At 70.5% G+C, this 20332-nt stretch carries 21 protein-coding genes, 1 pseudogene and 1 CRISPR repeat array; of the genes and pseudogenes, 12 read left to right on the forward strand and 10 right to left on the reverse strand.

Annotated elements, in window-relative coordinates; genetic code table 11:
- The first annotated feature begins 357 nt into the window (after positions 1-357).
- From ACGFS9_RS30380 to ACGFS9_RS30435, 12 genes are all read left to right on the forward strand, one after another.
- Complete coding sequence (locus ACGFS9_RS30380) at positions 358-732, forward strand: hypothetical protein (protein ID WP_393257622.1); 375 nt, start codon at positions 358-360, stop codon at positions 730-732.
- A gap of 215 nt (positions 733-947) precedes the next feature.
- Positions 948-1577 carry an ATP/GTP-binding protein gene (locus ACGFS9_RS30385; protein ID WP_393257624.1) on the forward strand — a complete coding sequence of 210 codons (630 nt, stop codon included), beginning with the start codon at positions 948-950 and terminating at the stop codon, positions 1575-1577.
- A gap of 22 nt (positions 1578-1599) precedes the next feature.
- Positions 1600-2304 carry an SAF domain-containing protein gene (locus ACGFS9_RS30390; RefSeq protein ID WP_393257627.1) on the forward strand — a complete coding sequence of 235 codons (705 nt, stop codon included), beginning with the start codon at positions 1600-1602 and terminating at the stop codon, positions 2302-2304.
- A complete protein-coding gene (locus tag ACGFS9_RS30395) occupies positions 2304-3125 on the forward strand; it encodes a hypothetical protein (protein WP_393257630.1) in 822 nt (273 codons plus the stop codon). Before ACGFS9_RS30390 ends, ACGFS9_RS30395 begins: the two co-directional genes overlap by 1 nt.
- On the forward strand, positions 3115-4587 hold the full coding sequence (locus tag ACGFS9_RS30400) for a CpaF family protein (protein ID WP_393257632.1): 1473 nt from the start codon (positions 3115-3117) through the stop codon (positions 4585-4587). Before ACGFS9_RS30395 ends, ACGFS9_RS30400 begins: the two co-directional genes overlap by 11 nt.
- Positions 4584-5540 carry a type II secretion system F family protein gene (locus tag ACGFS9_RS30405; protein WP_393257634.1) on the forward strand — a complete coding sequence of 319 codons (957 nt, stop codon included), beginning with the start codon at positions 4584-4586 and terminating at the stop codon, positions 5538-5540. The genes ACGFS9_RS30400 and ACGFS9_RS30405 overlap by 4 nt, the downstream gene beginning before the upstream one ends.
- Positions 5537-6421: a type II secretion system F family protein gene (locus tag ACGFS9_RS30410; protein WP_393257637.1), complete on the forward strand. Its 885-nt coding sequence runs from the start codon at positions 5537-5539 to the stop codon at positions 6419-6421. Before ACGFS9_RS30405 ends, ACGFS9_RS30410 begins: the two co-directional genes overlap by 4 nt.
- A 48-nt stretch (positions 6422-6469) precedes the next feature.
- Positions 6470-6685 carry a hypothetical protein gene (locus tag ACGFS9_RS30415; protein WP_393257639.1) on the forward strand — a complete coding sequence of 72 codons (216 nt, stop codon included), beginning with the start codon at positions 6470-6472 and terminating at the stop codon, positions 6683-6685.
- The gene (locus ACGFS9_RS30420) at positions 6685-7107 is read left to right on the forward strand and encodes a TadE/TadG family type IV pilus assembly protein (protein WP_393257642.1); all 423 of its coding nucleotides are present in this window, start codon (positions 6685-6687) and stop codon (positions 7105-7107) included. The genes ACGFS9_RS30415 and ACGFS9_RS30420 overlap by 1 nt, the downstream gene beginning before the upstream one ends.
- 5 nt (positions 7108-7112) lie before the next feature.
- A complete protein-coding gene (locus tag ACGFS9_RS30425; protein ID WP_393257644.1) occupies positions 7113-7562 on the forward strand; it encodes a TadE family protein in 450 nt (149 codons plus the stop codon).
- The gene (locus ACGFS9_RS30430) at positions 7562-8005 is read left to right on the forward strand and encodes a Tad domain-containing protein (RefSeq protein WP_393257646.1); all 444 of its coding nucleotides are present in this window, start codon (positions 7562-7564) and stop codon (positions 8003-8005) included. The genes ACGFS9_RS30425 and ACGFS9_RS30430 overlap by 1 nt, the downstream gene beginning before the upstream one ends.
- Before the next feature lie 7 nt (positions 8006-8012).
- Positions 8013-11462, forward strand: a complete 3450-nt coding sequence (locus ACGFS9_RS30435; protein ID WP_393257649.1) for a hypothetical protein — start codon at positions 8013-8015, stop codon at positions 11460-11462.
- Here the strand turns inward: ACGFS9_RS30435 and ACGFS9_RS30440 are convergent.
- The 10 genes and pseudogenes from ACGFS9_RS30440 to ACGFS9_RS30485 all read right to left on the reverse strand — a co-directional run.
- A complete protein-coding gene (locus ACGFS9_RS30440; protein WP_393257651.1) occupies positions 11451-12233 on the reverse strand; it encodes a class I SAM-dependent methyltransferase in 783 nt (260 codons plus the stop codon). The genes ACGFS9_RS30435 and ACGFS9_RS30440 overlap by 12 nt on opposite strands.
- Positions 12234-12675: 442 nt before the next feature.
- Entirely contained in the window at positions 12676-13002 is a 327-nt protein-coding gene (locus ACGFS9_RS30445; protein WP_393257654.1) for a hypothetical protein, read from the reverse strand.
- Between the two features lie 4 nt (positions 13003-13006).
- Positions 13007-13950: direct repeats of the CRISPR family, unit length 28 nt; unit sequence GGACCATCCCCGCGCGTGCGGGGAGCAG.
- A 91-nt stretch (positions 13951-14041) separates the two neighbouring features.
- Positions 14042-14407: a type I-E CRISPR-associated endoribonuclease Cas2e gene (cas2e, locus tag ACGFS9_RS30450; RefSeq protein WP_393257656.1), complete on the reverse strand. Its 366-nt coding sequence runs from the start codon at positions 14405-14407 to the stop codon at positions 14042-14044.
- Entirely contained in the window at positions 14404-15375 is a 972-nt protein-coding gene (gene cas1e, locus ACGFS9_RS30455; RefSeq protein ID WP_393257659.1) for a type I-E CRISPR-associated endonuclease Cas1e, read from the reverse strand. The genes cas2e and cas1e overlap by 4 nt, the downstream gene beginning before the upstream one ends.
- On the reverse strand, positions 15372-16001 hold the full coding sequence (locus ACGFS9_RS30460; RefSeq protein ID WP_393257662.1) for a type I-E CRISPR-associated protein Cas6/Cse3/CasE: 630 nt from the start codon (positions 15999-16001) through the stop codon (positions 15372-15374). The genes cas1e and ACGFS9_RS30460 overlap by 4 nt, the downstream gene beginning before the upstream one ends.
- A complete protein-coding gene (cas5e, locus tag ACGFS9_RS30465; protein WP_393257664.1) occupies positions 16001-16756 on the reverse strand; it encodes a type I-E CRISPR-associated protein Cas5/CasD in 756 nt (251 codons plus the stop codon). Before cas5e ends, ACGFS9_RS30460 begins: the two co-directional genes overlap by 1 nt.
- The gene (gene cas7e, locus ACGFS9_RS30470) at positions 16753-17952 is read right to left on the reverse strand and encodes a type I-E CRISPR-associated protein Cas7/Cse4/CasC (RefSeq protein ID WP_393257667.1); all 1200 of its coding nucleotides are present in this window, start codon (positions 17950-17952) and stop codon (positions 16753-16755) included. The genes cas5e and cas7e overlap by 4 nt, the downstream gene beginning before the upstream one ends.
- Positions 17949-18635, reverse strand: a complete 687-nt coding sequence (gene casB / locus ACGFS9_RS30475; RefSeq protein WP_393257670.1) for a type I-E CRISPR-associated protein Cse2/CasB — start codon at positions 18633-18635, stop codon at positions 17949-17951. The genes cas7e and casB overlap by 4 nt, the downstream gene beginning before the upstream one ends.
- Entirely contained in the window at positions 18632-20128 is a 1497-nt protein-coding gene (casA, locus tag ACGFS9_RS30480; protein ID WP_393257672.1) for a type I-E CRISPR-associated protein Cse1/CasA, read from the reverse strand. The genes casB and casA overlap by 4 nt, the downstream gene beginning before the upstream one ends.
- A pseudogene (locus ACGFS9_RS30485) lies at positions 20125-20332 on the reverse strand (ISAs1 family transposase); the annotation flags it as partial. The gene casA and the pseudogene ACGFS9_RS30485, both read right to left, overlap by 4 nt.

Below are 20332 nucleotides of genomic sequence, written 5' to 3' on the forward strand. Positions count from 1 at the left end.
TCTTGCGATCACGGAAAAGCATCACCGCAGCTCGACCAAGCCGCGGAGGGTGCACCGCCGCCCTGCCCCGGGCTTCGAGCGGCGGCCATCTCGCACCGCGTCACACGGGGAGACAACGTGACACGAGCATCCAGCCCGCAAGGGCGCACCACTGTTCGCAACTGGAAGTCGACAGCAGCACTGCTGGCCACCGGCGCACTGCTCACGCTGTCCGCGTGCAGCAGCGACGAAGGCCCCAGCGACAACCCTAGGCCCTCAGCGCCGCCACCTTCTGCCGCGCCGTCCGCCTCGGCCTCGCCGTCGCCGACTTCCTCGGCATCCGTAGACCAAGCCGCCGTCCTTGAGACGTACAGCCGTATGTGGGCCGAGCAGACCAAGGCGTATGCGAAGGGCGACGTTAAGGGCACCAAGCTCAGCACGTACGCCGCGGCGCTAGCCCTGTCCGGCACCGAGGACGATCTGAAGGACCTGCGCTCGAAGGACATCGTGACCACCGGGGCGCCCACGCACAAGGCGACGGTGACCCTGCTGGATATGGACAAGAAGGTCCCGCACGCGAAGCTCACCGACTGTCTGGACAGCACCGGCTGGAAGTTCGTCTACCGCAAGTCCGGGAAGCGCGTGGAGATGCCGAAAGACCGCCTCGTCCGGTACGTGACCAAGGTCGAAGCCGAGAAATGGGGGAAGCAGTGGAAGATCGTGGACGTCACTCCGCAGCAGCACGCCTGCTAACCCAGACCGGCCTCCCGCTGGCCGCCGCGGTCGCCTTCTCGCTGACAGCTCCGACGCAGGCCTCCGCCAGCCCATGGGATGGCGGCAGTTGCGGGAGCGCAGGCAAGTGGGTGGTGTGCAAGGCCGAGGACGACACAGCCGCCCCAGGGTCAGGCTCTCACCACACCAGCTCCGGAAGCGGCCACACCAACAAACCGGTGTGCACCGTGAAGAAGATGGAGCCCCCGCCCCCGCCGGACAGCATGTTCTGGGAGGGCAAGTCGTCCAAGGACGGCGCGGTGTATCAGCGGACCTGCCAGAACGGTCCGGACGGCGCCCCCATCAGCGACACTTTCGTCGCCGACACGCCGCCCGGCGCCGCGCCCGTCGATCCCGCTGTGGTCGCGGCTCAGGCCGTCGCCAAGATGAAGCTCGCCGGTCCCGCGATCGCCAGCCCACGCGCGGCCGGCTCCTACATCGTGGGCGTGCCGATGTGGATGTGGGTGCACAAGGGTCCTACCACGTACGGGCCGAACAGCACCTCTGTCACCGCCCGGGGCGTGACCGTGACCGCGATCGCCGAGGTCACGAAAATCGTGTGGCGGATGGGTGATGGCGCGACGGTGACCTGCAAGGGGCCCGGCACGACCTACACAGCCGCGTACGGCAAGCAGGAGTCCCCGACCTGTGGCCACACCTACCACCGCACATCTGCCGCGCAGAACGGCGGAAAGTACGCCGTCGCGGCGACCGCTACCTGGTCGATCAACTGGCAGGTCGAAGGAGGGGGCACGAACGGCCGGTTCACCGAGACCAGACAGTCACAAATCCAGGTGGGGATCGGCGAGCTGCAGGTCGTCCGATAGCGCCGCTGGAGGGATCAAGACATTGAGCAAGACGAAGGAAGCAATAGCGGTCGCCGAGCGCGGGCTGCCGCAGCAGACGGGGGTGGCCGGCCCCGTGAGCCCGCCCCGGGTGTCCGCGCGCCGTCGCCGTCCGGGCGTGATCGCCCTGTCGCTGGGACTGATCGCAGCGGGCGGGGCCGGTGTCGCCGTTCTGCTGTTGCAGGTCGGGCACCGCACCGACGTTGTCACCGTGGTCCGCGATGTCCAGGTCGGCCAGGTCCTCACCGAGCAGGACCTGGGCAAGGCCTCCATCTCCCTCGATCCTGCGGTCAGGGTGGTCACCGCCGCGCACTTGGACCAGGTCGTCGGCAAGCGCGCGGCCGTGGAGCTGCGGCCCGGCTCCCTGCTGGCCCCCTCGCAGGTGACAAAGGACAGCCTGGTAAAGGCAGGCGAGCAGCTGGTGCCGATCGGCCTGAAGCCGGAGCAGATCCCGGCGACCGCGCTGGTGCCCGGGCAGAAGGTCGAGCTGGTCCACGTTCCGGCGCAGGGTGAGACGGAGACCGACAAGCCGTCCGGCGACGGGCCGAGGACGCTTGCCGGGCGGGTGGTGAAGGCTTCCGCCGCAGCGCCGGGCACCGGAGTGGTGGTCGTCGACGTCGCCACGTCGGCCACCGACGGGCCGATCGCCGCGGCGTGGGTGTCGTCCGGCACCCTGCGCCTGGTCCTCGCGGCCCCGGACGGCCGCTGATGGCTGTCATAGCCCTGGCCGGCTGCAGTGGCGCGCCCGGCGTGACCACCAGCGCGCTTGCCCTGTTGCTGACCTGGCCGCTGGAGCCGGGCCGCAAGATGATCCTCGCCGAGTGCGACCCCGACGGCGGGGCCGTGCTCCACGGCCTGCTGCAGGGTGCGCTCGGTGACCGGTATGGGCTGCCCAACCTCTCGGTCGCCGCACGCAAGGGCGAGTTCGGCGAGGCGTTCTGGCGTCAGCTGATCGACCTGAGCGGCGAGGACAAGGGCGCCGACTCGCCGGCCGACCGGCTGCTGCTGCCCGGCATCACCGACACCGGCCAGGCCGCCAGCCTCGGATCGGTGTGGAAGGGCATGGCGCAGATGTTCCGCGGCATCGAGGCCGACCACGGACACGACGTCCTGATCGACCTCGGACGACGCGGCGCGTTCGGCCCCTCCGCTGTCCTCGCCGACCAGGCCGACACCGTCATCGTCGTCGTCCGCAACACGCTGCGCTGCCTGCAGTCCGCCCAAAGCCGGGTGCGTCAGCTCGAGGAACGCGTCGGGGACGTCGGTCTGCTCGTCATCGACCAGGGCCCCTACCCGGCGGGCGAGGTGCAGCGCGTGCTCCGGGCGCCTGTCGTGGCGACCCTCCCTTATGCGCCGGATGACGCCCGGGTGCTGTCCGACGGCGATGCGCAGCCCCGCCACTACACCCGCACGAAGCTAATGAAGGCCTTCCGCACGGCCGGGGCGTTGGTGGTGCAGCGGGCGGCGGTCCGTCGCTCCCGGCTCGATCCGCGCGCCGCCCTCGCATCGGGGGTGCCCAGTGCGCGGTAGACCCCTGCACAATGACCCCACGGTGGCCCCGCCGCCCGGGCCCCGGCCCGCCAATCCGCGGCGGGGCGCCGCATCTGGCACGCGCGCCCTCGGGCCGGACGTGCCGCAGGTGACGGTCGACTACCGGGTGGCCCGGCATATCGCCGCCCAGGTCGCCAAGCAGCGCGAGGAATTGCTGAAGACCACGCCGGACATGGACCGGGCCGGTGAGGAGCAGCGCTGCCTGGACTGGATCAACGAGGCCGTGGCCTTGTGGTCGGACGCGCAGGCGATGTCGCCGCATCAGGACGAGGCGCTGCGGCGTGCCGTCTACGACCTGCTGTTCCGGGCGGGCCGGCTCCAGCCATACCTGGACGACGACCGGGTCGAGGACATCATCATCCAGGGCCCGGGCGAGGTGTGGCTCGACTACGGCGACGGCGAGCGCCGCATGGTCGGCCCGATCGCCGACTCTGAGGACGAGCTCCTGGAACTGCTGCGGGAGTTGGCCCGTGGGTCCGGTCACAACGAGCGGACGATCTCCACGGCGAACCCGACGTTGGCGCTGTCGCTGCAGGACGGTTCCCGTCTGCAGGCGATCACCGGCCTGGGGCCGATGACGTATGCCGTCATCCGCCGGCACCGGGTCTCCCACGCCGGACTGGACGACCTGGTGCATCTCGGGACGATCGATCCCGTGCTGCGTGAGTTCCTCGGCGCGTGCGTGCGCGCTGAAAAGAACATCATGATCGCGGGCAAGCAGAAGGCGGGCAAAACTACGCTCCTGCGGGCGATGCTGAAGGAGTTCGACGCCGAGACCCGGTTCGCGACGATCCAGACCGAGGACGAGCTGTTCGCCCACGCCAACGGCTACCACCGCCAGGTCGTCTCCCTGGTCGGGCGCGAGTCCAACGGGGAACGCGACGTGACGGGGCGCAGCGCCGGCGAGGTGACACTCCTGGATCTGATGCATCCGGCGCTGCGGATGTCGCTGGAGCGGATCGTGGTCGGCGAGGTCCGCGGCCCCGAGGTCGTCGCCATGATGCAGGCGCTCACCAACGGGTCGGGCGGCAACCTGTGCACGATCCACGCCCGACGGCCGGACATCGTCTTCGACCGCATCGCGGAACTGTACGCGCTCGCCCAGGACAACCTGTCCGAGCAGCTCGCCTACCGGCAGACCGCGAACGGTCTGGACTTCATCGTCTACGTCGACATGACCGATGAGACGCAGATCGGCGGCCGCCGTCACCGCTACGTCTCCCACGTCCTGGAGCTGACCGGGATCGGGGAGAACGGGCGCCTGGCCACCAACGAGGTCTTCTCCCCCGGCCGCGAGTTCGCAGAGCTGCGCGCCGTGCCGCGGATGGATCCGGGCTGCGTCGACGACCTGCGCCGGGTCGGCTTCGACTCCGCCCTGCTGCAACAGCCGTACGGGGCGTGGGCGGCGCCGCTGCCGCTCAAGGTGGTGGCAGGGCGATGACGCTGCTGTTGGCACTGCTGTGCGGGATGACCCTGGTCGCCGGTCTGATCGGTGTCGTCGCCGGTGTCGTGGGTACGACCGCCCCACTGCGCGCGCCGCTGCGCCAACGCCTGCAGGCCCGGCGGGCCGGTGCCGCGCCCGGCGAGGATGTCCGGCTGCGCCGCCGCACCCTGTGGGCCTCGGCCGTCGTCGTGTTCGTCGTGGTGTGGCTGGTCTCGGGAAACTTCGTGGGCGGGCTGCTGCTCGGTGCGGGCGTGGTCGGTGTTCCGTGGCTGATCAGCCCGGCGCAGCTCGCGCAGGACCGCATCGGCCAGTTGGAGGGCTTGTCCGAGTGGACGCAGCGCCTCGCAGGTCTGCTGCGGCTGGGGATGGGCCTGGAGCAGGCGATGATCACCAGCCGGCAGGGAGCCCCCGAGGAGCTCACCGGGCAGATCGTCAACCTCTCCGACCGGCTGCGGCTGGGCTGGCGCCCGAAGGAAGCGCTGCGCGCGTTCGCCGACGAACTGGGCGACGTCACCGCGGACAAGGTGGTCGCAGCGCTGATCCTCTCTGTCAACGACCGGGGCCCGGGGCTCGCGCAGGCGCTGGAGGACCTGGCGGGGGCGGTGCGTGAGGAGGTCGCCAAGAAGCGGGCGATTGAGGCCGACCGGGCGAAGCCGCGGACCACGGTGCGCTGGATGACGATCATCACCGTCGGTGTCGTGGTCGCCGGGTTCTTCGTCCCCTCCTACACCCGCCCCTACTCCACGCTGCTCGGGCAGCTCGTGCTCGCGTTCCTGACCGCCGGTTTCGTCGGTGTGCTGGCGCTGATGCGGCAGCTGGGCAACTTCCGCCGCATCCCGCGCTTCCTGGTCACCGACCCGTCCAGCACCGTCCACCTGCCCGCCCCCGCTCCCTGCCCCGATTCCGACCCGGCGGCGCCCGGCCGGCTGCCCGAAGGAGCTGTTTCGTGAACCTGCTTCCCGTGGTGGCATCCGGCGGCACGGTCGGCGCCGGACTCGCCTTGATGATCCGTGAACTGCTGCGCCCCCAGCCCGCCCTGGCGGCCGCCCTCGCGCGCAGTGCACCGGCCACGCTGACCATGCCCGAACCGGATGTGAGCCGGGACGAAGTGTGGGGGCGGTGGCTGCTCGCCCGCCTCGAACGGCTGCCGGGCGTCCGCGTGCCTGCCGTCGATCTGGCGCTGCTCGGTCAGGGGCGGGGCCAGTTCATGCTGAAGAAGACGGCGCTGGCCGCAGCGGGGCTGCTGTGCCCGGTCATCGCCACTGCTCCGTGGATCATCGCGGGCATCGGCGTGCCGTTCTACGTCCCGGCCGTGGCCGGCCTGCTCATCGCGGGACTGCTGTTCGTCACCCCCGACCTCGCCGTACGCGACCAGGCCAAGCGGGCACGTGAGGAGTTCGCGCACGCCCTGTCCGCTTACCTGGACCTGGTGGCACTGAAGCGGGCCGCCGACGCCGGCCCTGCGGAGGCGCTGGAGAAGGCCGCCGAGGTCGGGCGGGGCTGGCCGTTTCTGTTCCTGCAGGGCGCGCTGCGCCGGGCCCGGCTGGAGAAGATCCCCCCGTACCAGGCGCTCGCAGAGCTCGCCGCCGAATACGACCTACCGGGCTTGAGCGATGTCGCCGACATCATGCGCGGCTCCGCCACCGACGGCGCCGCCGTCTACAAAGCCTTGCGGGCCCGCACCGCGGCGCTGAACGCCGAACTCCTCGCCGATCAGGCGGCGGAGGCGAACGCGGCCAGCGAGAAGATGACCGCCCCCGGTGCCCTGCTCGCCGTGCTGGTGATGCTGCTGATGGCCTTCCCCGCCGTGATCCGCATGCTCACCGTCTGAACCCGCACCACTCCCACCCACGTCGCAGAGAGGAATGAGGAACAGATCATGAGGAACACCGCCGCCCACACCTACCGGGCTCTGTACTGGCTGACCACGCGGGTGCAGGACGGCCTCACCGAGGCCAGGCGCCGGCCGGACCGCGGCGACATCAGCACCACGACCGTCATCATCTGGGTGGCCGCCGTCACCGGCGCCGTCCTCATCGCCGGAACGATCGCCGTGGTGATCTCCAAGTACAACGGCAAGCTGTCCGGCCTGTAATGCGCGCCGAACGGTTGCAGGAGTGGTGGCAGGGGAGGCGGTGGGGAGACGACCGGGGGGACGCGTCCATCCAGATGGCGATCGTCTTTCCGTTCATACTGCTCGCCACCATCGCGGTCATCCAGGCGTCCATGTGGTACTTCGCCCGGCAGATCGCGCTGACCGCTGCCCGCGAAGGAGCCGCCGCCGCTCGCGCCTACCAGGCCGGCCCGAGGGACGGGGCGGCCCGCGCCCGCGACGTTTTGGCCCGCACCGCGGGCGACAGCCTCGCCGGATACACCGTGACCGCGGGCAGCGACGGACAGCGGGTGCGGGTGCAGGTCAGCGGCACGGCCATGTCGATGATCCCCGGCGTCGCGGGGCTGCAGGTCCACCAGAGCGCGTCCGGTGCGGTGGAGCGCTTCACGACCTCGGGAGAGTGAACAGGATGCACAGAGGCCGATGGTCCGCACGGCGCGGACCCGATGAGGGCAGTGTCGCGATCGAGGCTGCCATCGTCCTCCCATCGCTGATCATGTTCCTGTGCCTGGCGCTGGCCGGCGGGCGCATCGTCACCTCCGAAGCGAAGATCGACGCGGCCGCCGAGGACGCGGCACGGGAGGCGTCCATCCACCGCACCGCGGCCGCCGCGCAGTTGGCCGCCCACGCCGCGGCAGCCGAGTCCCTCACCGACCAGGGCATCGCCTGCTCGTCGACGAACGTGCACGTCGACGCCGGCGGCGTCAGCGTTCCCGTCGGCCACCTCGGCACCATCACCGTCACGGTGGACTGCACCGTCCAGCTGTCCGACCTGCTGCTGCCCGGTGCCCCCGGAGCCCGCACCTTGACCTCCACGGCCACGTCCGTCGTCGACCTCTACCGGCAGCGGGGGGCGTGATGACCTGGCCGAAGGCAGGACCAGAGGGGACCGACCGGGGCGGGGTAACGGTGTTCGTCGCCATCTGTGTCCTGGGGCTGATCGGCATCATCGGTGTGGCCGTCGACGGCGGAGCGAAGATGGCCGCCACCGAACGCGCCGACTACGTCGCCGGTGAGGCGGCGCGGGCCGGCGGACAGGCCATCGACCCCGCGAAAGCCGTCACCGGCAAGGCTATCGTCACCGACCCGCAGGACGCGGCGGCGGCCGCCCAGGCCTACCTGCGCTCCGCCGGCGCCAGCGGAACGGTCAGCGTCTCCGGCGACGGCAAAACCGTCACCGTCACCGTGCACGGCTCCAGCAACACCACGTTCCTGTCGGCCGTCGGCATCGGCTCGCTGCCGGTGACCGGCCACGCCACCGCCACCCTCCTGCACGGCGTCACCGCACCCGAAGGACCCTGACGTAACGATGCCAACCAGCACCCCGGCCCGCCTGTTCAAGGCCTGCGTGAGCCTGCTCGTCCTGGCAGCCGCGATCGCAGGCCTGCCGCTGCTCCTCGCCTGGGCCACCCCCGTGATCTGGGCGACGACCCACGACGACCTGGCGCACCTGCTGGACCGGCAGGACACCGGATCCGCTTTCCTGCTCATCCTGGTCACCGTCGGCTGGATCGGCTGGGCACAATTCACGTTCTGCTGCCTGCGCGAGCTCGCCGCGCAGCTGCGCGGCCGCCACTGGCACGCCCCGCGCGGCCTGGGCGCCTCCCAGCGCGCCGCAGCCCTCCTGGTCGGCAGCATCCTGGTCCTGCTGCCCGCCAACTCCGCTCTCGCCTCCGACGCCCACGCCGCGACAACCACCACCGCCACCCGCAGCCCGGGCCACAGCACGGGCCACCCCGCCACAGCTACCCGGGACGCAGCACCACAGAACAGGGCGCAGGCCACTTCCCTGGATGAAGGCCGGGTGTACACGGTGCGCGAGGTGCGGCCCGCGGAGAGCCTGTGGAGCATCGCCGAGCGGGAGTTGGGAGACGGGGAACGGTGGCGGGAGATCGCTGCTCTCAACGCAGGCCACACCATGGCCGGCGGTACGACCTTCCGTACGGACAGCTTTCTGCAGCCCGGCTGGCAGTTGAAGATGCCCGACACGTCGGGAGGGGGAGGCCTTCGTGCGCGGTCGGGTCAGGGCGCGCCGGCTGTCGGCGAGAAGGGCGAGCATGTCGTCACGGTCCACTCGGGCGACTACCTGTCGAAGATCGCGGAACGGGAGCTCGGTGACGGCGACGAATGGCCCGAGCTGTTCAAGGCCAGCCGGGGCCGGGAGCAGCCGCATGGTCTGCCCGCGATCACCGATCCGAACGTCATCTATGCGGGGCAGCAGGTCACCGTGCCCGGCGCCCAGCCCGGCCGGCCGTCCCGGGACCGTGACCAGGGTGATGAGGCGGGCAGCCAGGAGACCACCGACCCGGCCGGCCAGAAGCCGGGCGCGGGCACCGGCCAGCCGCCCGCGCCGAGCCAGACCACCCCGCCCGCGCCCCTGTCGCCGGCCCCCAGCGCACCGGCCAGCCGCCCTGCCGAGCAGCCCGGACAGGATCAGGCATCGCCGTCGGCAACGGCCGCTGCGAGCCCGCAGCCCAGCGTCAGCGCGTCGCCCTCTGCCGCCTCCCCTTCGGCGTCGGCTGAAGCGTCCACCGCTGCCGGCTCCTCCCCCGCCGCCCCGGCGTCCCAGACCCCGGCGACGGCGCCGGCCGGCAGCCCGCTGGACCTGCGCACCGTTCTCGGTGCCGGCGCGCTGCTGGCGGCCGCCATCACCGGTGCTCTCGCCCTGCGGCGTACGCTGCAGCGCCGCCGCCGCAAGCCCGGCGAGACGATCGCCATCGCCTCGGAGACGTCCGCGGCAGAGGCCCGGTTGGCGGCGGCCGCCGAGCCGGGCAGGGCTACCCGCCTGGACCTGGGCTTGCGGACGCTGGCCCACCAGGCGGCCCGCGAGCACGACGCGGTCCTGCCGCGCCTGCGGGCGGCCCGGATCGGTACCCGCACGCTGGAGGTACTGCCCGAGGACCTCACCGCGGACCCCGCCGCGCCCTTCGCCTCCGGGCAGGGCGGATGGTGGGCCCTGCCCTCCGACGCCGTCCTCCTGGACGAGGACGCCGCCCGCGAGGTGCCGGCACCGTATCCGGGGCTGGTCACCATCGGCCACACCCAGACGGGCGATCTCCTGCTCCTCAACCTCGCGCAGCTGCCCGCGCTGCTGCTGGACGGCAACTGCGTCCACATCACCGAGGTGTGCACCTCACTCGCGCTGGAACTCGGCATGAGCCCGTGGGCCAGCGAAGTCGAAGTCGTCACCGTCGGGTTCGGCGAGGACCTGCCGCAACTGCTGCCCACCGCGCGGATCGCCCACATGCGCCAAGCCGCGCACGCCCTGCGCGACCTGAGCGAACGACTCCTGGAAGCGCACCAGATGCCCGAAACCGACCATCAGCCGTATCTGCTGCTGTGCGCGTCGTCTCTGGACGCGGACACCGCCTGGCAGTTCGCCGATGCCATCGACAAGGCGGGCACGGTCCCCGTCACCCTGATCGCCCCCACGAATACGGCAGCCGCGCACTTCCCCGAGGCAGAAATCCTCAACGCCTCCCTCCACACACCCCAAAACCTCGACCACGCCGGCGTCGCCATCACACTGCAGCGCCTGGAACACCCCGCCTACCTGCAGATCACCACGGCACTGAAGGTGTCCGGGCAAACGCCCCACCCCGCCGAAGGGCCCTGGAAGGACATCCCGGACGAACCCGACCACCTGCAGCAGCCCGACCACACCGCGCCGGCCACGGCCCCGGACGCCGCCGTCCCGAGCATGTCACCGGCCGCCGCATCCGACCCGGGCAGCAGCGTGTTCCCGGCACTGCTGGCCGCCACCGCCGATCCGACCGCACTGCGACTCCCACCCACCCCCACACCCGCGACCGCGCCCGCGACCGCGGCAGGCAACAATCCCGGCCCGGGCCCCGAGGCAATGCCTTCACCCCCAGCGCCCGCACCCCGAGCCGCCGCCGAGACCACAGCCGGCGACGAGGCCCCGGAGACCGACACCGCCGAGACCTCGCTCGAGGAGCGCGAAGCGCCGGCGGCGGAGGAGCGCGAGGCGCATGACCTGCACACGCCCGAGATAAGGGTGCTGGGCCCCGTTGAGGTGACCGGCGTGGACAGCACCGGCCACGGTCCGCGCATGGCACAGCTCGCCGCACTGCTCTTCTTCCGGCCCGGCCGAAGTGCAGACGCGCTGTGCACCGACATGGACCCCGCCAATCCCTGGTCCTCGAGCACCCTCAACGCCCGCTTGCAGGGCCTGCGCCGCTCCCTGGGCAACGACCCCGCCGGCAACCCCTACGTACCACGCCGCAGTTCCCGCCAGGACCCATACCAGCTCGCCCCCGCCGTACGCTGCGACTGGAGCCGCTTCCTCCAACTCGTCGAACACGCCCTCCCCATGGGCCCCTCCGGCCTGACCGATCTGGAGAAGGCGCTCACGTTGGTGCGCGGCCGGCCCTTCGGCGGCAAACCCCTGCCCTGGGCCGAGCCCTACCAGCAGGAAATAGTCACGCGCATCACCGACGTGGCCCACACGGTGGCCACATACCGCACGTCTGCGGGCCCGCACCACGACCTCAGCGCGGCCCGCCAAGCCATCACCACCGGACTCGACGTAGACAACACCGCCGAACTCCTCTACCGAGACTGGCTCAGGATCGAGTATGCGGCCGGGAACCGACAAGGACTCCACACAGCCATCTCCCGCCTCCAAAAGGTCAACCAGACACTCGACTGCTCACCGGAGATGGAGACTACCCAGCTCATCAACGAACTCCTCACCAACCCCAACCCGGGCACACCCATGTCCGGACTACGGCGCTGAGAGAGCGCGCTGTGCGGTGAGCACGGGCTGGTAGTACCCGCTGGAGGTCGGACTGTGCCAGGCGATGTTGGTGAAGCCGGCTTCAGTCACAAACTCTGTCAACTGCCGGGGCGTCAGCGCCCAATAGGTGCTCCGGCGGACTCGGACATGCCAGGTGTTGTCCGCGGGGATCAACTGGAAATGCTCCAGGTCGTAGCGCTCGCCGTCTTCATGCCAGTGCCACAGCTGGAAGGTGATCACTTGACCGTCGCGTGTCTGTGAGACCTGGGGAGGTGTCGCAGTGGGTCTGGTCTGACGCGTCTCGGCATAGGCCCGGACAGTGACCATCAACAGTCCGTCGTCTCGGAGCACCCGTCTCATGCCGCGAAGTGCCGCCCGGAGATCTTGCCCGGAGAGCAGGTGCGGGAGTGAATTGTCCGCGCAGAGGACAGCGTCGAATGACCTCTCCTTGAACGGCAGTTGGCGCATGTCAGCCGCAGCGGCCGGAAGCCGGCTGCCTCGGGCCGCCGCCTCGGCGGCGGCGCGCGCGGCGGCGACCGGGCTCAGGTCGCTGCCGACGACCCGGTGCCCGGCCAGGGCCAGCCCGATGGCCTGGGTGCCGATCCCACACGAGCAGTCCAGGACGGTATGCGGGCCCGCGCCGAGAGACCGGCGGACGAGCCCACCCAACACCTCGGCCTGGCAGGCCATGCTTGCGTCCCAGTCCCGGAACATCAAGTGGTAATCGTGGGCCAAATCGTCGTAGAAATCCCGCACGGAGGTCCCGGACATGTATCCCACCGTAGTACGTGGCCACCGGAAAGTACGGGCAGATTCAGGCAGCGACTGCCCGACGTCGACCGCCCCGACTGATGCCTTCTCCCCCGCGGATACGGGCGCGTTCGCGACGTTGGGCGCCCGGCACGTCAGGATGGCGGGCCTTCGCGTCGCGCCAGCGGAGGAAGGCGTGGACGGCTCAGGTCCGCGCGGTGTGGATACGGTGGTGGGAGTTGGCGACGGCGACCTGCCGCAGCGGTCCGAAGTGGGCCCCGATCGGGGTTGACCCACGCGTCGGTCGGGGTGAACACAGCTGAACCCGGTTCTTCCTTGCCCAGCGCCGGACGGCATCGCCCTTGTGGGCGGACAGATTGTCCAGGAAGACATAGATCGGAGCGCCATCCAGGCGTGCCCCCGGATCGACCCCAGCGCCCTCAGCGTGTCCGCAGCCCCCTCCTCACGACCGCTTGACGCCCCACAGCGTGTCGCCGACCAGGTAGCAACCGTGAAAATAACGCACCCCGTGAATACAGTGACAGGCCACGGGATGCCCCTCGGGCCGACCCTGTCCGACCCACCACGACCCGGCAGTAGGCCTGATGCCGAACGGACCGAACCCGTCGAACGCGACAACACGGTCCACGAAATACTCCAGCACCCGCTCGATCCGGTCGACCTTCGCGCCACACTCCAGGCCGGGAAAACCTTCCACGCCCTTGGCGCCCTGGAAGGTGATCCCGCGGCGGACCAGCAGGCACCGCAACGCCTCGCCCCCCACCACCACCCTTGCAACCATCCCCGCGCGTACGGGGAGCAGGGCGGCCCGCATTCCTTCGATCATGGCGTGGAGGGACCATCCCCGCGCGTGCGGGGAGCAGTCGGGTGGCGGGGCGGGGTGCACCTGTCGACTGGGACCATCCCCGCGCGTGCGGGGAGCAGCCGGGCGATCGCGGTCTCGGCCTGCTCGGCGCGGGACCATCCCCGCGCGTGCGGGGAGCAGGCACTCACAATGCACATCGCTTTCTCGTCCCGAGGACCATCCCCGCGCGTGCGGGGAGCAGAGAACGATTTGAGTCAGGAGTAGGACCCTCGTGGGACCATCCCCGCGCGTGCGGGGAGCAGCGTCTATGCCCTTGATCATCTGCCTACTCCTCGGGACCATCCCCGCGCGTGCGGGGAGCAGGGCTGCTCTGGCTCGCCAGCGCAGCCGCGTTCAGGACCATCCCCGCGCGTGCGGGGAGCAGGCCCGCGGTTGTGCCGGCGACGAAGTCCTGGAGGGACCATCCCCGCGCGTGCGGGGAGCAGATCGCCCCCGAGCCCAACTCCTCGGCCAAACCGGGACCATCCCCGCGCGTGCGGGGAGCAGTGGGTGTCGCCGTCGAACCGGGCGGCGGCCCGGGGACCATCCCCGCGCGTGCGGGGAGCAGTGAGAGGGGTGGACACCCGCGCCGCCCGGCGAGGGACCATCCCCGCGCGTGCGGGGAGCAGTGTCCGAGCCCGCTGGAGGGATCACCGATGTCGGGACCATCCCCGCGCGTGCGGGGAGCAGGTGGACGTTGTCGCCGCCGATGTAGCCGGCGATGGACCATCCCCGCGCGTGCGGGGAGCAGGTGTCCGCCATGTCCGGCGTGTCGATCTCCTGGGGACCATCCCCGCGCGTGCGGGGAGCAGAGACGAACTGGCGCAGCGCGTCGGAGATCCCGGGGACCATCCCCGCGCGTGCGGGGAGCAGACTGCGTGACCTGCACCTTCACTCGGGTGAGGTGCGATTTTTGAGCAGTTTCGCGAATTCCGACATACAGCCCAAGTTGTTCATCTTGATCTCACTTTCGTCCAAAGCGGCGACGTTTTGAGGCATTGCTCCAACCGGTCGGCGGTGATCCGCTTGTGCTGGGTGAACCCGCTGCTTGGGCGATGGCGTTGGGCCGGCGGATAAGCGTGACGCCCTCGTGGTCTATGGGGTGCCAGGCGTGGTCGTAGGTGCGGAAGGTGAAGCCTTGCTCAGAATGGTCGGTGTGGGCCAGGAGGGCGCGGCCCTCGCCCGCGTACTGCTTGACTTCGTCCCAGAGCGTGTCGCGAATCCGGGCCGAGGGGTTGCCGACGAATACGCCTGCGGAGACTTCCAGTAGCCAGCGGGTGAGGAAGCCGCGGAGGCCGGCGGGGCAGTTGGTGAGAACGATGACGGTCACCAGCTGACGTCCTGGTAGTCGTCTGGGCCGTCGTAGTTGACTCCTGAAGCGACTTTCCTGCTGCCGTCGCTGTGCAGGGTGACGATGTCCCGGTCGGGGTCGATGGCGGCTGCGGGGTTGGGCGCTTCCGCGAGCAGAAGGCTCTTGATGTCATCGACGCAGCGATTGAGCAGGGACGTCTCGTTAACGCGGTTGCGGAGGGCGCGGCGGGTGCGGGAGCCGATGTCCTCTGCTCCTTCTGCTGCTGTGTCGAACGCTACCGGGATGCCGATCTCGGTCTTGTAGAGGTCGGCGATGTCGAGGACGAAGGAGAGTTCGTGACCGGAATGCACGAAGCCGAGTGCCGGGCTGCAGCCCAGTGAGGTGATCACGGCGTGGGCGATTCCGTACATGCACTGGGCTGCGGCGGTGATGGCCTGGTTGACGGGGTCGCCGTCGGCGTACTTTCCGGGCGTGTAGCGACGGCCTCGCCAGGACACGCCGGTTCGCGCAGCTTCGGCGCGGTAGCAGTCTTTGAGGCGGCGTCCCTCGCAGCCCAGGAGTTGGTGCCGGGTGAGGCTGGAGGGGTCTTCGTCGGGAAAGCGCAGGCGGTACATGTCGCGGGCGACGGTGAGGCGGTGGCGTGGGTTGGCCCATTGCCGGGCTTGGGCTTCCATGAGGGCGGAGGAGCGGCTGAGTGCGCGGCCGGAGGCGTAGTAGCGGATGCCGCGCTCGCCGACCCAGCAGACTGCTGCACCGGTCTGGCCGAGCACGGTCATGGCCTGGTGTGTGATGCGGGTGCCGGGGCCGAGCAGGAGAGTGCCGATGGTTGCGGAGGGAATGTGGGTGGTGCCTTCGGCGTCCTGTGCGGTGATGGCGTTGGCGTCGCGGTGGACGGTGCAGCGTTCGAGGTAGATGAAGGAGAGGCGGTCGCCGGTTCGGGTGAGTTGTCGGGGTGTCAGTGCTGGGCGTCGGGTCACCGTCGTCATGCGGGGTCCTGTGCTGGGGCGGTGTGGGGAGCGAGGGTGAGCAGACCGCAGCCGTATGCTCGGGCCCGTCCGATGCCGTGGGCGGGGTGGGGTGAGCCTGTGTGGGTGGTCCCGGCGGGCTGGAGGCGTTGGGTGTCGGGCTTTTCGAGGATGTGGAAGCCGCAGCGTTGTTGCCGGTGTGGGTCGAGTAGCCAGCCCATCTGGTGCAGGGGGGTGGTGTGCGCGGTGATTTTTCGGGGTTCGTCTGCCGTGCGGCGGATGGAGTGGACCGGGTTTGCGGTGAGTCGGAAGGCCCACCGGTCGCCTGCGTTCAGCCGGTCGAGGAAGGGTTTGTAGGGGCGGGTGTGCCAGCCCGGGTTGTCGGGGGTGGCGGCGGCCGGCCAGCCGGCCTGCTCGACCAGGTGTGTCATGTCGGGCTGGTCGGGGCTGGCGATGTAGAGGAGGAGTTCGGCGCGGGCCTGCTGGTCCAGACGCCACAGCACGCGTGGGGAGTCGGGGTCGGGCTGGTGGGTGGGCAGGAGGTGCGGGAAGGAGGACATGACGGCGGCGTGCAGGGCCTGCGGCGACGACAGCAGGCGGCGGGCTCCGGGACGTGCGGTGTTGATGCGGAAGCGAGAGAGGTACATCAGGCGCCTTCTTCATCCAGGACGTCGAGGTCGTCGGACAGGGCGGCGAACGGGTCGTGCTGGAGGGGGTTGTGCCTGGTGTCGGTGGGGCGGGGCACCTGGCCGGTGATTACGTCGCGCAGGGCGTGGCGGCGGTGTGCGGCTGAGAAGCTGAGTGGCTGGTCGCGCAGGCTGTCGGCGGGGCTGTGATCGCCTGTCTGCTTTTCGTGCAGGACGGTCAGGTGGCTGGGCAGGGTTTGGCGGTGGTGTGTGCGGTACCAGGCGGATGCCTGCCACGGCACGGCACGCAGGATGGCTTCCAGGCGGGCGTTCGCGTGGAACTCGAGGTCGAGGGGCCCTGCCGGGGGGCAGGAGCGGCGTCCGAGGAACGGCGGATACATCGGCCTTTGGACGGCGGTGTGCAGGTGGTGGAGCAGTGCCGGGTCGCCTTCCAGGGCGGCGACGAAGATGGCGTCGGCGAGGTAGAAGCGCTCCGAGAGGGGCATGGCTTTGCCGGTGATCGGGTGGTGGGCGGTGTGGAAGTCGCGTATGCGGGTGCCGGGTTGGTCGATGCGGACCCCGAAGCGCAGGGCGGCGAGGGGGGCGAGGGCTTCGTCGTCACCGCGTTGGATGCCTGCCGCGGAGGCGAGCAGGCCGATGACGCCGCTTTTGGTGGGGGCGGATTCGGTGGTGCGGCGGGCGGCGAAGCGGGAGGTGGCCCCCCAGGACTGCAGGGGTCCTGCCAGGCGCAGCACCAGCACGCCGAGGGTGCTCATGCGGGCTGGTCCAGGAGGGTGGTGACGGCCTGGCCGACGGCGGCGACGAGGTCGGTGAGGGTTTCGGACTGGGGGCCGAGGTCGGCGAGCTTGAGGGTGTTCGGGCCGACGCGCAGAATCCAGGTCTGGGTGGATGCCTGGTCGCCGTAGGTGTGTTCGAGGTCGGGTGCGTAGGCGGCGAGTCGGTCGCAGGCTTCGCGGACGTGGCCGCCTTGGTCACCGCGGATGGGGTCTTCGAATGCGGCGACGTAGCTGACGGGCCGGGTGGTGCGGAGCTTGACGATGACGGCGTCGGGCAGGGTGTGATGCCCGAACGTGTTGATCTTGCCGGTGGGGAGTGAGGCGGCGAAGCTGTGCAGGAATGCTTCGACCGCGCGGCGCACCGGCTCGGTTCGGGGCTCGTCCTCGCGCAGGCCCTCGCCGAGGGTGTCGGCCAGTTGGTGGACGTTGAGGGCGGCGTAGCGGTAGAGGGTGGAGGAGTTGAAGTCGATCGTGCCGATCATTCCGGCGCCGGTCTCCTCCTCTTTGGCCTCGTCGTCGACGGCCGTGAAATAGTCCGACTCGATCTCTACGCGGTGCACGCCGATGGCGTGCGCCACCTGGACGGCCGCATCGACGCTGTAGTCGGTGGCGTCGGCGACCATCCGGCCGAAGAGGGCGATGTCGACGGAGTGCCGGGTGTCCGCGATCTGGCGGGCCTGGTCTTTGTTCTCCTTCTTCTTCCAGTACGAGGCGGGGTCGGGGGTGCTGTCTGCGGCGAGGCGGGCCAGGCCATCGAGTTGGCGGGTGCTGAGGAAGACCAGGTACTTGGCCTCGGGTGCAGGATCGGATGCCCCGTCGGTCGCCTTGGCCTCGTCTGCTTTGCGTTTGGGGACCTCGGTCTTCAGGCCCGTCGCCTTGATCGTCTCGTCGGCGAGTGCCAGTGCTGTCTCCCGCCCGAGGGACGGGTCGCGGCCTTGGAGGCGGTCGGCGAGGAGCTCCACGATCTTCTTGGTCCGTACGCCGAGTTCACGGGGGTCGAGTAGATGCTCGTCGGAGAAGTATGTGCGGATGGCTCGTTTCCACGCCTGGCTGGAGACGCGGGCGCGCGGTACTCCGCCGTAGATCGCCGTTTTCGGTGCGCCGGTGTCATCGCGGTTGAGGTTGCTGGGCGGAACGGTCTGCAGGGCGTGCACGTCCAGGAAGATGCGGTTCACGAGGCGTCCTTGGGGTTTGTGTCGAAGTCGGGGCCGGTGCCGGTGGTCGGCTGGGTGTCGTATTGGGCGCGCGGCGCCTGCCGGCTGTGGAAGGAGCGGCCCCACGCGCGCCGGACGCTCTGCGCGCCGCCGGGCCACTGCCAGGCGTACATCTCTCCGGCCAGCAGTCCGTAGTCGAGCGGGATGTCCGCCCGCCGCAAGAGCATCACGATCTCCCGCAGCCGCTGCGCCAGCACGACGCAGTCCGGTGCGTTCGCGGCGCGCACCAGGCGCTTGCGGACCGGCTCGTCGATGCCGTGGGCCGGCATGAGCCGTCGCACGGCGGCTCCCAGTCCGGTCGGCTGCTCAGGTCGGTGGGCACGGTGCATGGCGGCGGCGCGTGACTGCTGATGCAGTGCCCACAGGGTGCAGGCGGTGTAGAGGGCGTCCTCGGCGCGGGTGAGTTCTCCCTCGCTCAGCAGACGGAGCCCGCCGGTCCGCTCGTGCAGGGGGCCGGTGTCGACCAGGCTCCACAGATCGGGCATGCCGGCTGCGGGGCGTCCCGCTCCCCGGCGTAGCCGGGCCAGCGCGGCGCGTGCCGTGGAGTCGTCACGGAGGTAGCCGTGCTGCCAGGTTGTGATCCGGTCAGCGGCGAGTTCGGCGACTCGGTGGCGGACCGAGGGTGGGGCGACGGTGGTGGTCATGCGGGCACCTCTGGGTCGCGGGAGCGGGTCGGGGCGAGTGCGGGCTCGGTGTCGGGGCCGGGGCCGGGGCCGGGCCGGGGAGAGGGGAGGGCAGGCTCCGCGGCGGTGGGCGGACTGCTGCCGTCCGTGCGGGGTGCGGTGATGCCGAGGGCCTTGGCGAGCCGGGCCCGAAACCATGTGTCGGCCAGGGCGGCGTTCAGCCAGTGGATGCCTTTCGGCCCGGTGACCGTCCTGCCCTGCCAGGCCGCAGCACCGGCGGCATCGAGGAGGCCGGCGCCGAGGCGGGTGAGCAGCCGCCACACCTGGTGCTGCCACATCTCGCGCTGAGCGAAGGGGTCCGCTGTGTCGGCCAGTGAAGCCAGCCAGCGCCGGAAAGGCTCTTCCAGCAGGTCGAAACCGCCGGCGCAAGCCGTCTTTTGGGGGCCGTCCGCGTCGGCCCCCGCCGCGCGGGCGAGATCGGCGGCCAGATCTCCCACCGCCCGCACGGCACGGTCAGCATCCCCCGCCGCAGCGACGGCTTGTCGGGCGTGCGTGCGCTCACGCCGGTGCAGAAGCACCACGGGCATCGCCAGTCGGTCATCGACGATGTCGTCGATGACCGACTGCTGTGTCCCGTAGACGGCACCGACGGTCCGGGCACGCACCAGATAGTTGCGCTCCAGGTAGCCCTCGGACACCAGGCGGGCGATCCAGTCCAGGACCCGGGGCCGCAGATAGGCGGCCGCCTGCTGGCTCTGCGACATCTGCGTCCGGTCGGCCACCAAGGCCTCCAGGCCCCGCCACGCAGAACGAGCCGGATCGTGCTCCCGCGGCAGATAGACCGGCGACGTGCCCAGCTTCTTCTCCTGCGCCTCACTGCGCCGCCACGGCGTCATCGGCTCACGCCGCTGCATGTTGCGGGCCGCAAGGGGATCGCCGTAGCCCAGGACGACGCCGTGAACACCGTCGCTGTCGTAATGCAGGCGCACCCGGCGCGACTGCCAGGTGTACAGATCCACAGGCCCGCTCGCAGGACGGGGGGTGCTGTCCGGGCCACACGGCTCGCGCCGCCAGGCCGGCCGGTCCTCGGCGTCCCTGTCGAGGTCGTCGGTGTCGAAGGCGATCAGATTGAGCAGCAGGGTCTCGCGCAGCGTGTCCCCCTCGGCGAACACGCCGCCCAGGGCGCCGGCCCATCCGGTGCCCAGCGGGTAGACCTTGCCGCCCTTGACCCGACTGTCGCCGACGGTGCCGGTCTTGATCCCGGACGTGTCGAACGCGTGCGCGTGCACGACCCAGCGAGCCGCCTCGGCGAACGACAGACGTTCCACCGACGGCATCCTGGCGGTGAAGAACGCCTCGCCGTTGGGAACATCGGCCACGATGCGGTTGAGGGAGAACACCTCGCCCTTCACCGTCCGCAACCCTGCCGTCTGGAAGAACGGGGTCTGGGGGTGCAGCAGATCTAATCGATCCCGGTGCCTCTCCAGGTAGGCCGCGACGCAGGGCTTGATCAAGTTCCGTAGGTGTCTGGATCGTTAGTGATGCCCAGGATGGGGAGTGCTCGCTCGGGTTCGTTATGAATTGCGCGGGTGGTCTTGGCGATGTTGTCGGCTCCGAGGATTCTCAGCACGCCGATGGCGAGGTTGCGGAAGGTCGCCATGGCGCGGGGTGCGGTCCCGGTGTGGACGGTGGAGGCGTCCTCGGCGAAGGTGACGTCC

It is taken from the genome of Streptomyces sp. NPDC048566 (assembly GCF_043199735.1).
In the GTDB taxonomy this organism is placed as follows: Bacteria; Actinomycetota; Actinomycetes; order Streptomycetales; family Streptomycetaceae; genus Streptomyces.

What these genes read in the sequence shown, in the direction of transcription:
- ACGFS9_RS30405 (WP_393257634.1), top strand. Translation starts at nt 4,584, where the DNA reads ATGACGCTGCTGTTGGCACTGCTGTGCGGGATGACCCTGGTCGCCGGT.
- cas1e (WP_393257659.1), bottom strand. Translation starts at nt 15,375, where the DNA reads ATGACGACGGTGACCCGACGCCCAGCACTGACACCCCGACAACTCACC.
- casB (WP_393257670.1), bottom strand. Translation starts at nt 18,635, where the DNA reads ATGACCACCACCGTCGCCCCACCCTCGGTCCGCCACCGAGTCGCCGAA.
- ACGFS9_RS30380 (WP_393257622.1), top strand. Translation starts at nt 358, where the DNA reads ATGTGGGCCGAGCAGACCAAGGCGTATGCGAAGGGCGACGTTAAGGGC.
- ACGFS9_RS30420 (WP_393257642.1), top strand. Translation starts at nt 6,685, where the DNA reads ATGCGCGCCGAACGGTTGCAGGAGTGGTGGCAGGGGAGGCGGTGGGGA.
- ACGFS9_RS30395 (WP_393257630.1), top strand. Translation starts at nt 2,304, where the DNA reads ATGGCTGTCATAGCCCTGGCCGGCTGCAGTGGCGCGCCCGGCGTGACC.
- ACGFS9_RS30435 (WP_393257649.1), top strand. Translation starts at nt 8,013, where the DNA reads ATGCCAACCAGCACCCCGGCCCGCCTGTTCAAGGCCTGCGTGAGCCTG.
- ACGFS9_RS30425 (WP_393257644.1), top strand. Translation starts at nt 7,113, where the DNA reads ATGCACAGAGGCCGATGGTCCGCACGGCGCGGACCCGATGAGGGCAGT.
- ACGFS9_RS30385 (WP_393257624.1), top strand. Translation starts at nt 948, where the DNA reads ATGGAGCCCCCGCCCCCGCCGGACAGCATGTTCTGGGAGGGCAAGTCG.
- ACGFS9_RS30460 (WP_393257662.1), bottom strand. Translation starts at nt 16,001, where the DNA reads ATGTACCTCTCTCGCTTCCGCATCAACACCGCACGTCCCGGAGCCCGC.
- ACGFS9_RS30430 (WP_393257646.1), top strand. Translation starts at nt 7,562, where the DNA reads ATGACCTGGCCGAAGGCAGGACCAGAGGGGACCGACCGGGGCGGGGTA.
- ACGFS9_RS30440 (WP_393257651.1), bottom strand. Translation starts at nt 12,233, where the DNA reads ATGTCCGGGACCTCCGTGCGGGATTTCTACGACGATTTGGCCCACGAT.
- ACGFS9_RS30415 (WP_393257639.1), top strand. Translation starts at nt 6,470, where the DNA reads ATGAGGAACACCGCCGCCCACACCTACCGGGCTCTGTACTGGCTGACC.
- cas5e (WP_393257664.1), bottom strand. Translation starts at nt 16,756, where the DNA reads ATGAGCACCCTCGGCGTGCTGGTGCTGCGCCTGGCAGGACCCCTGCAG.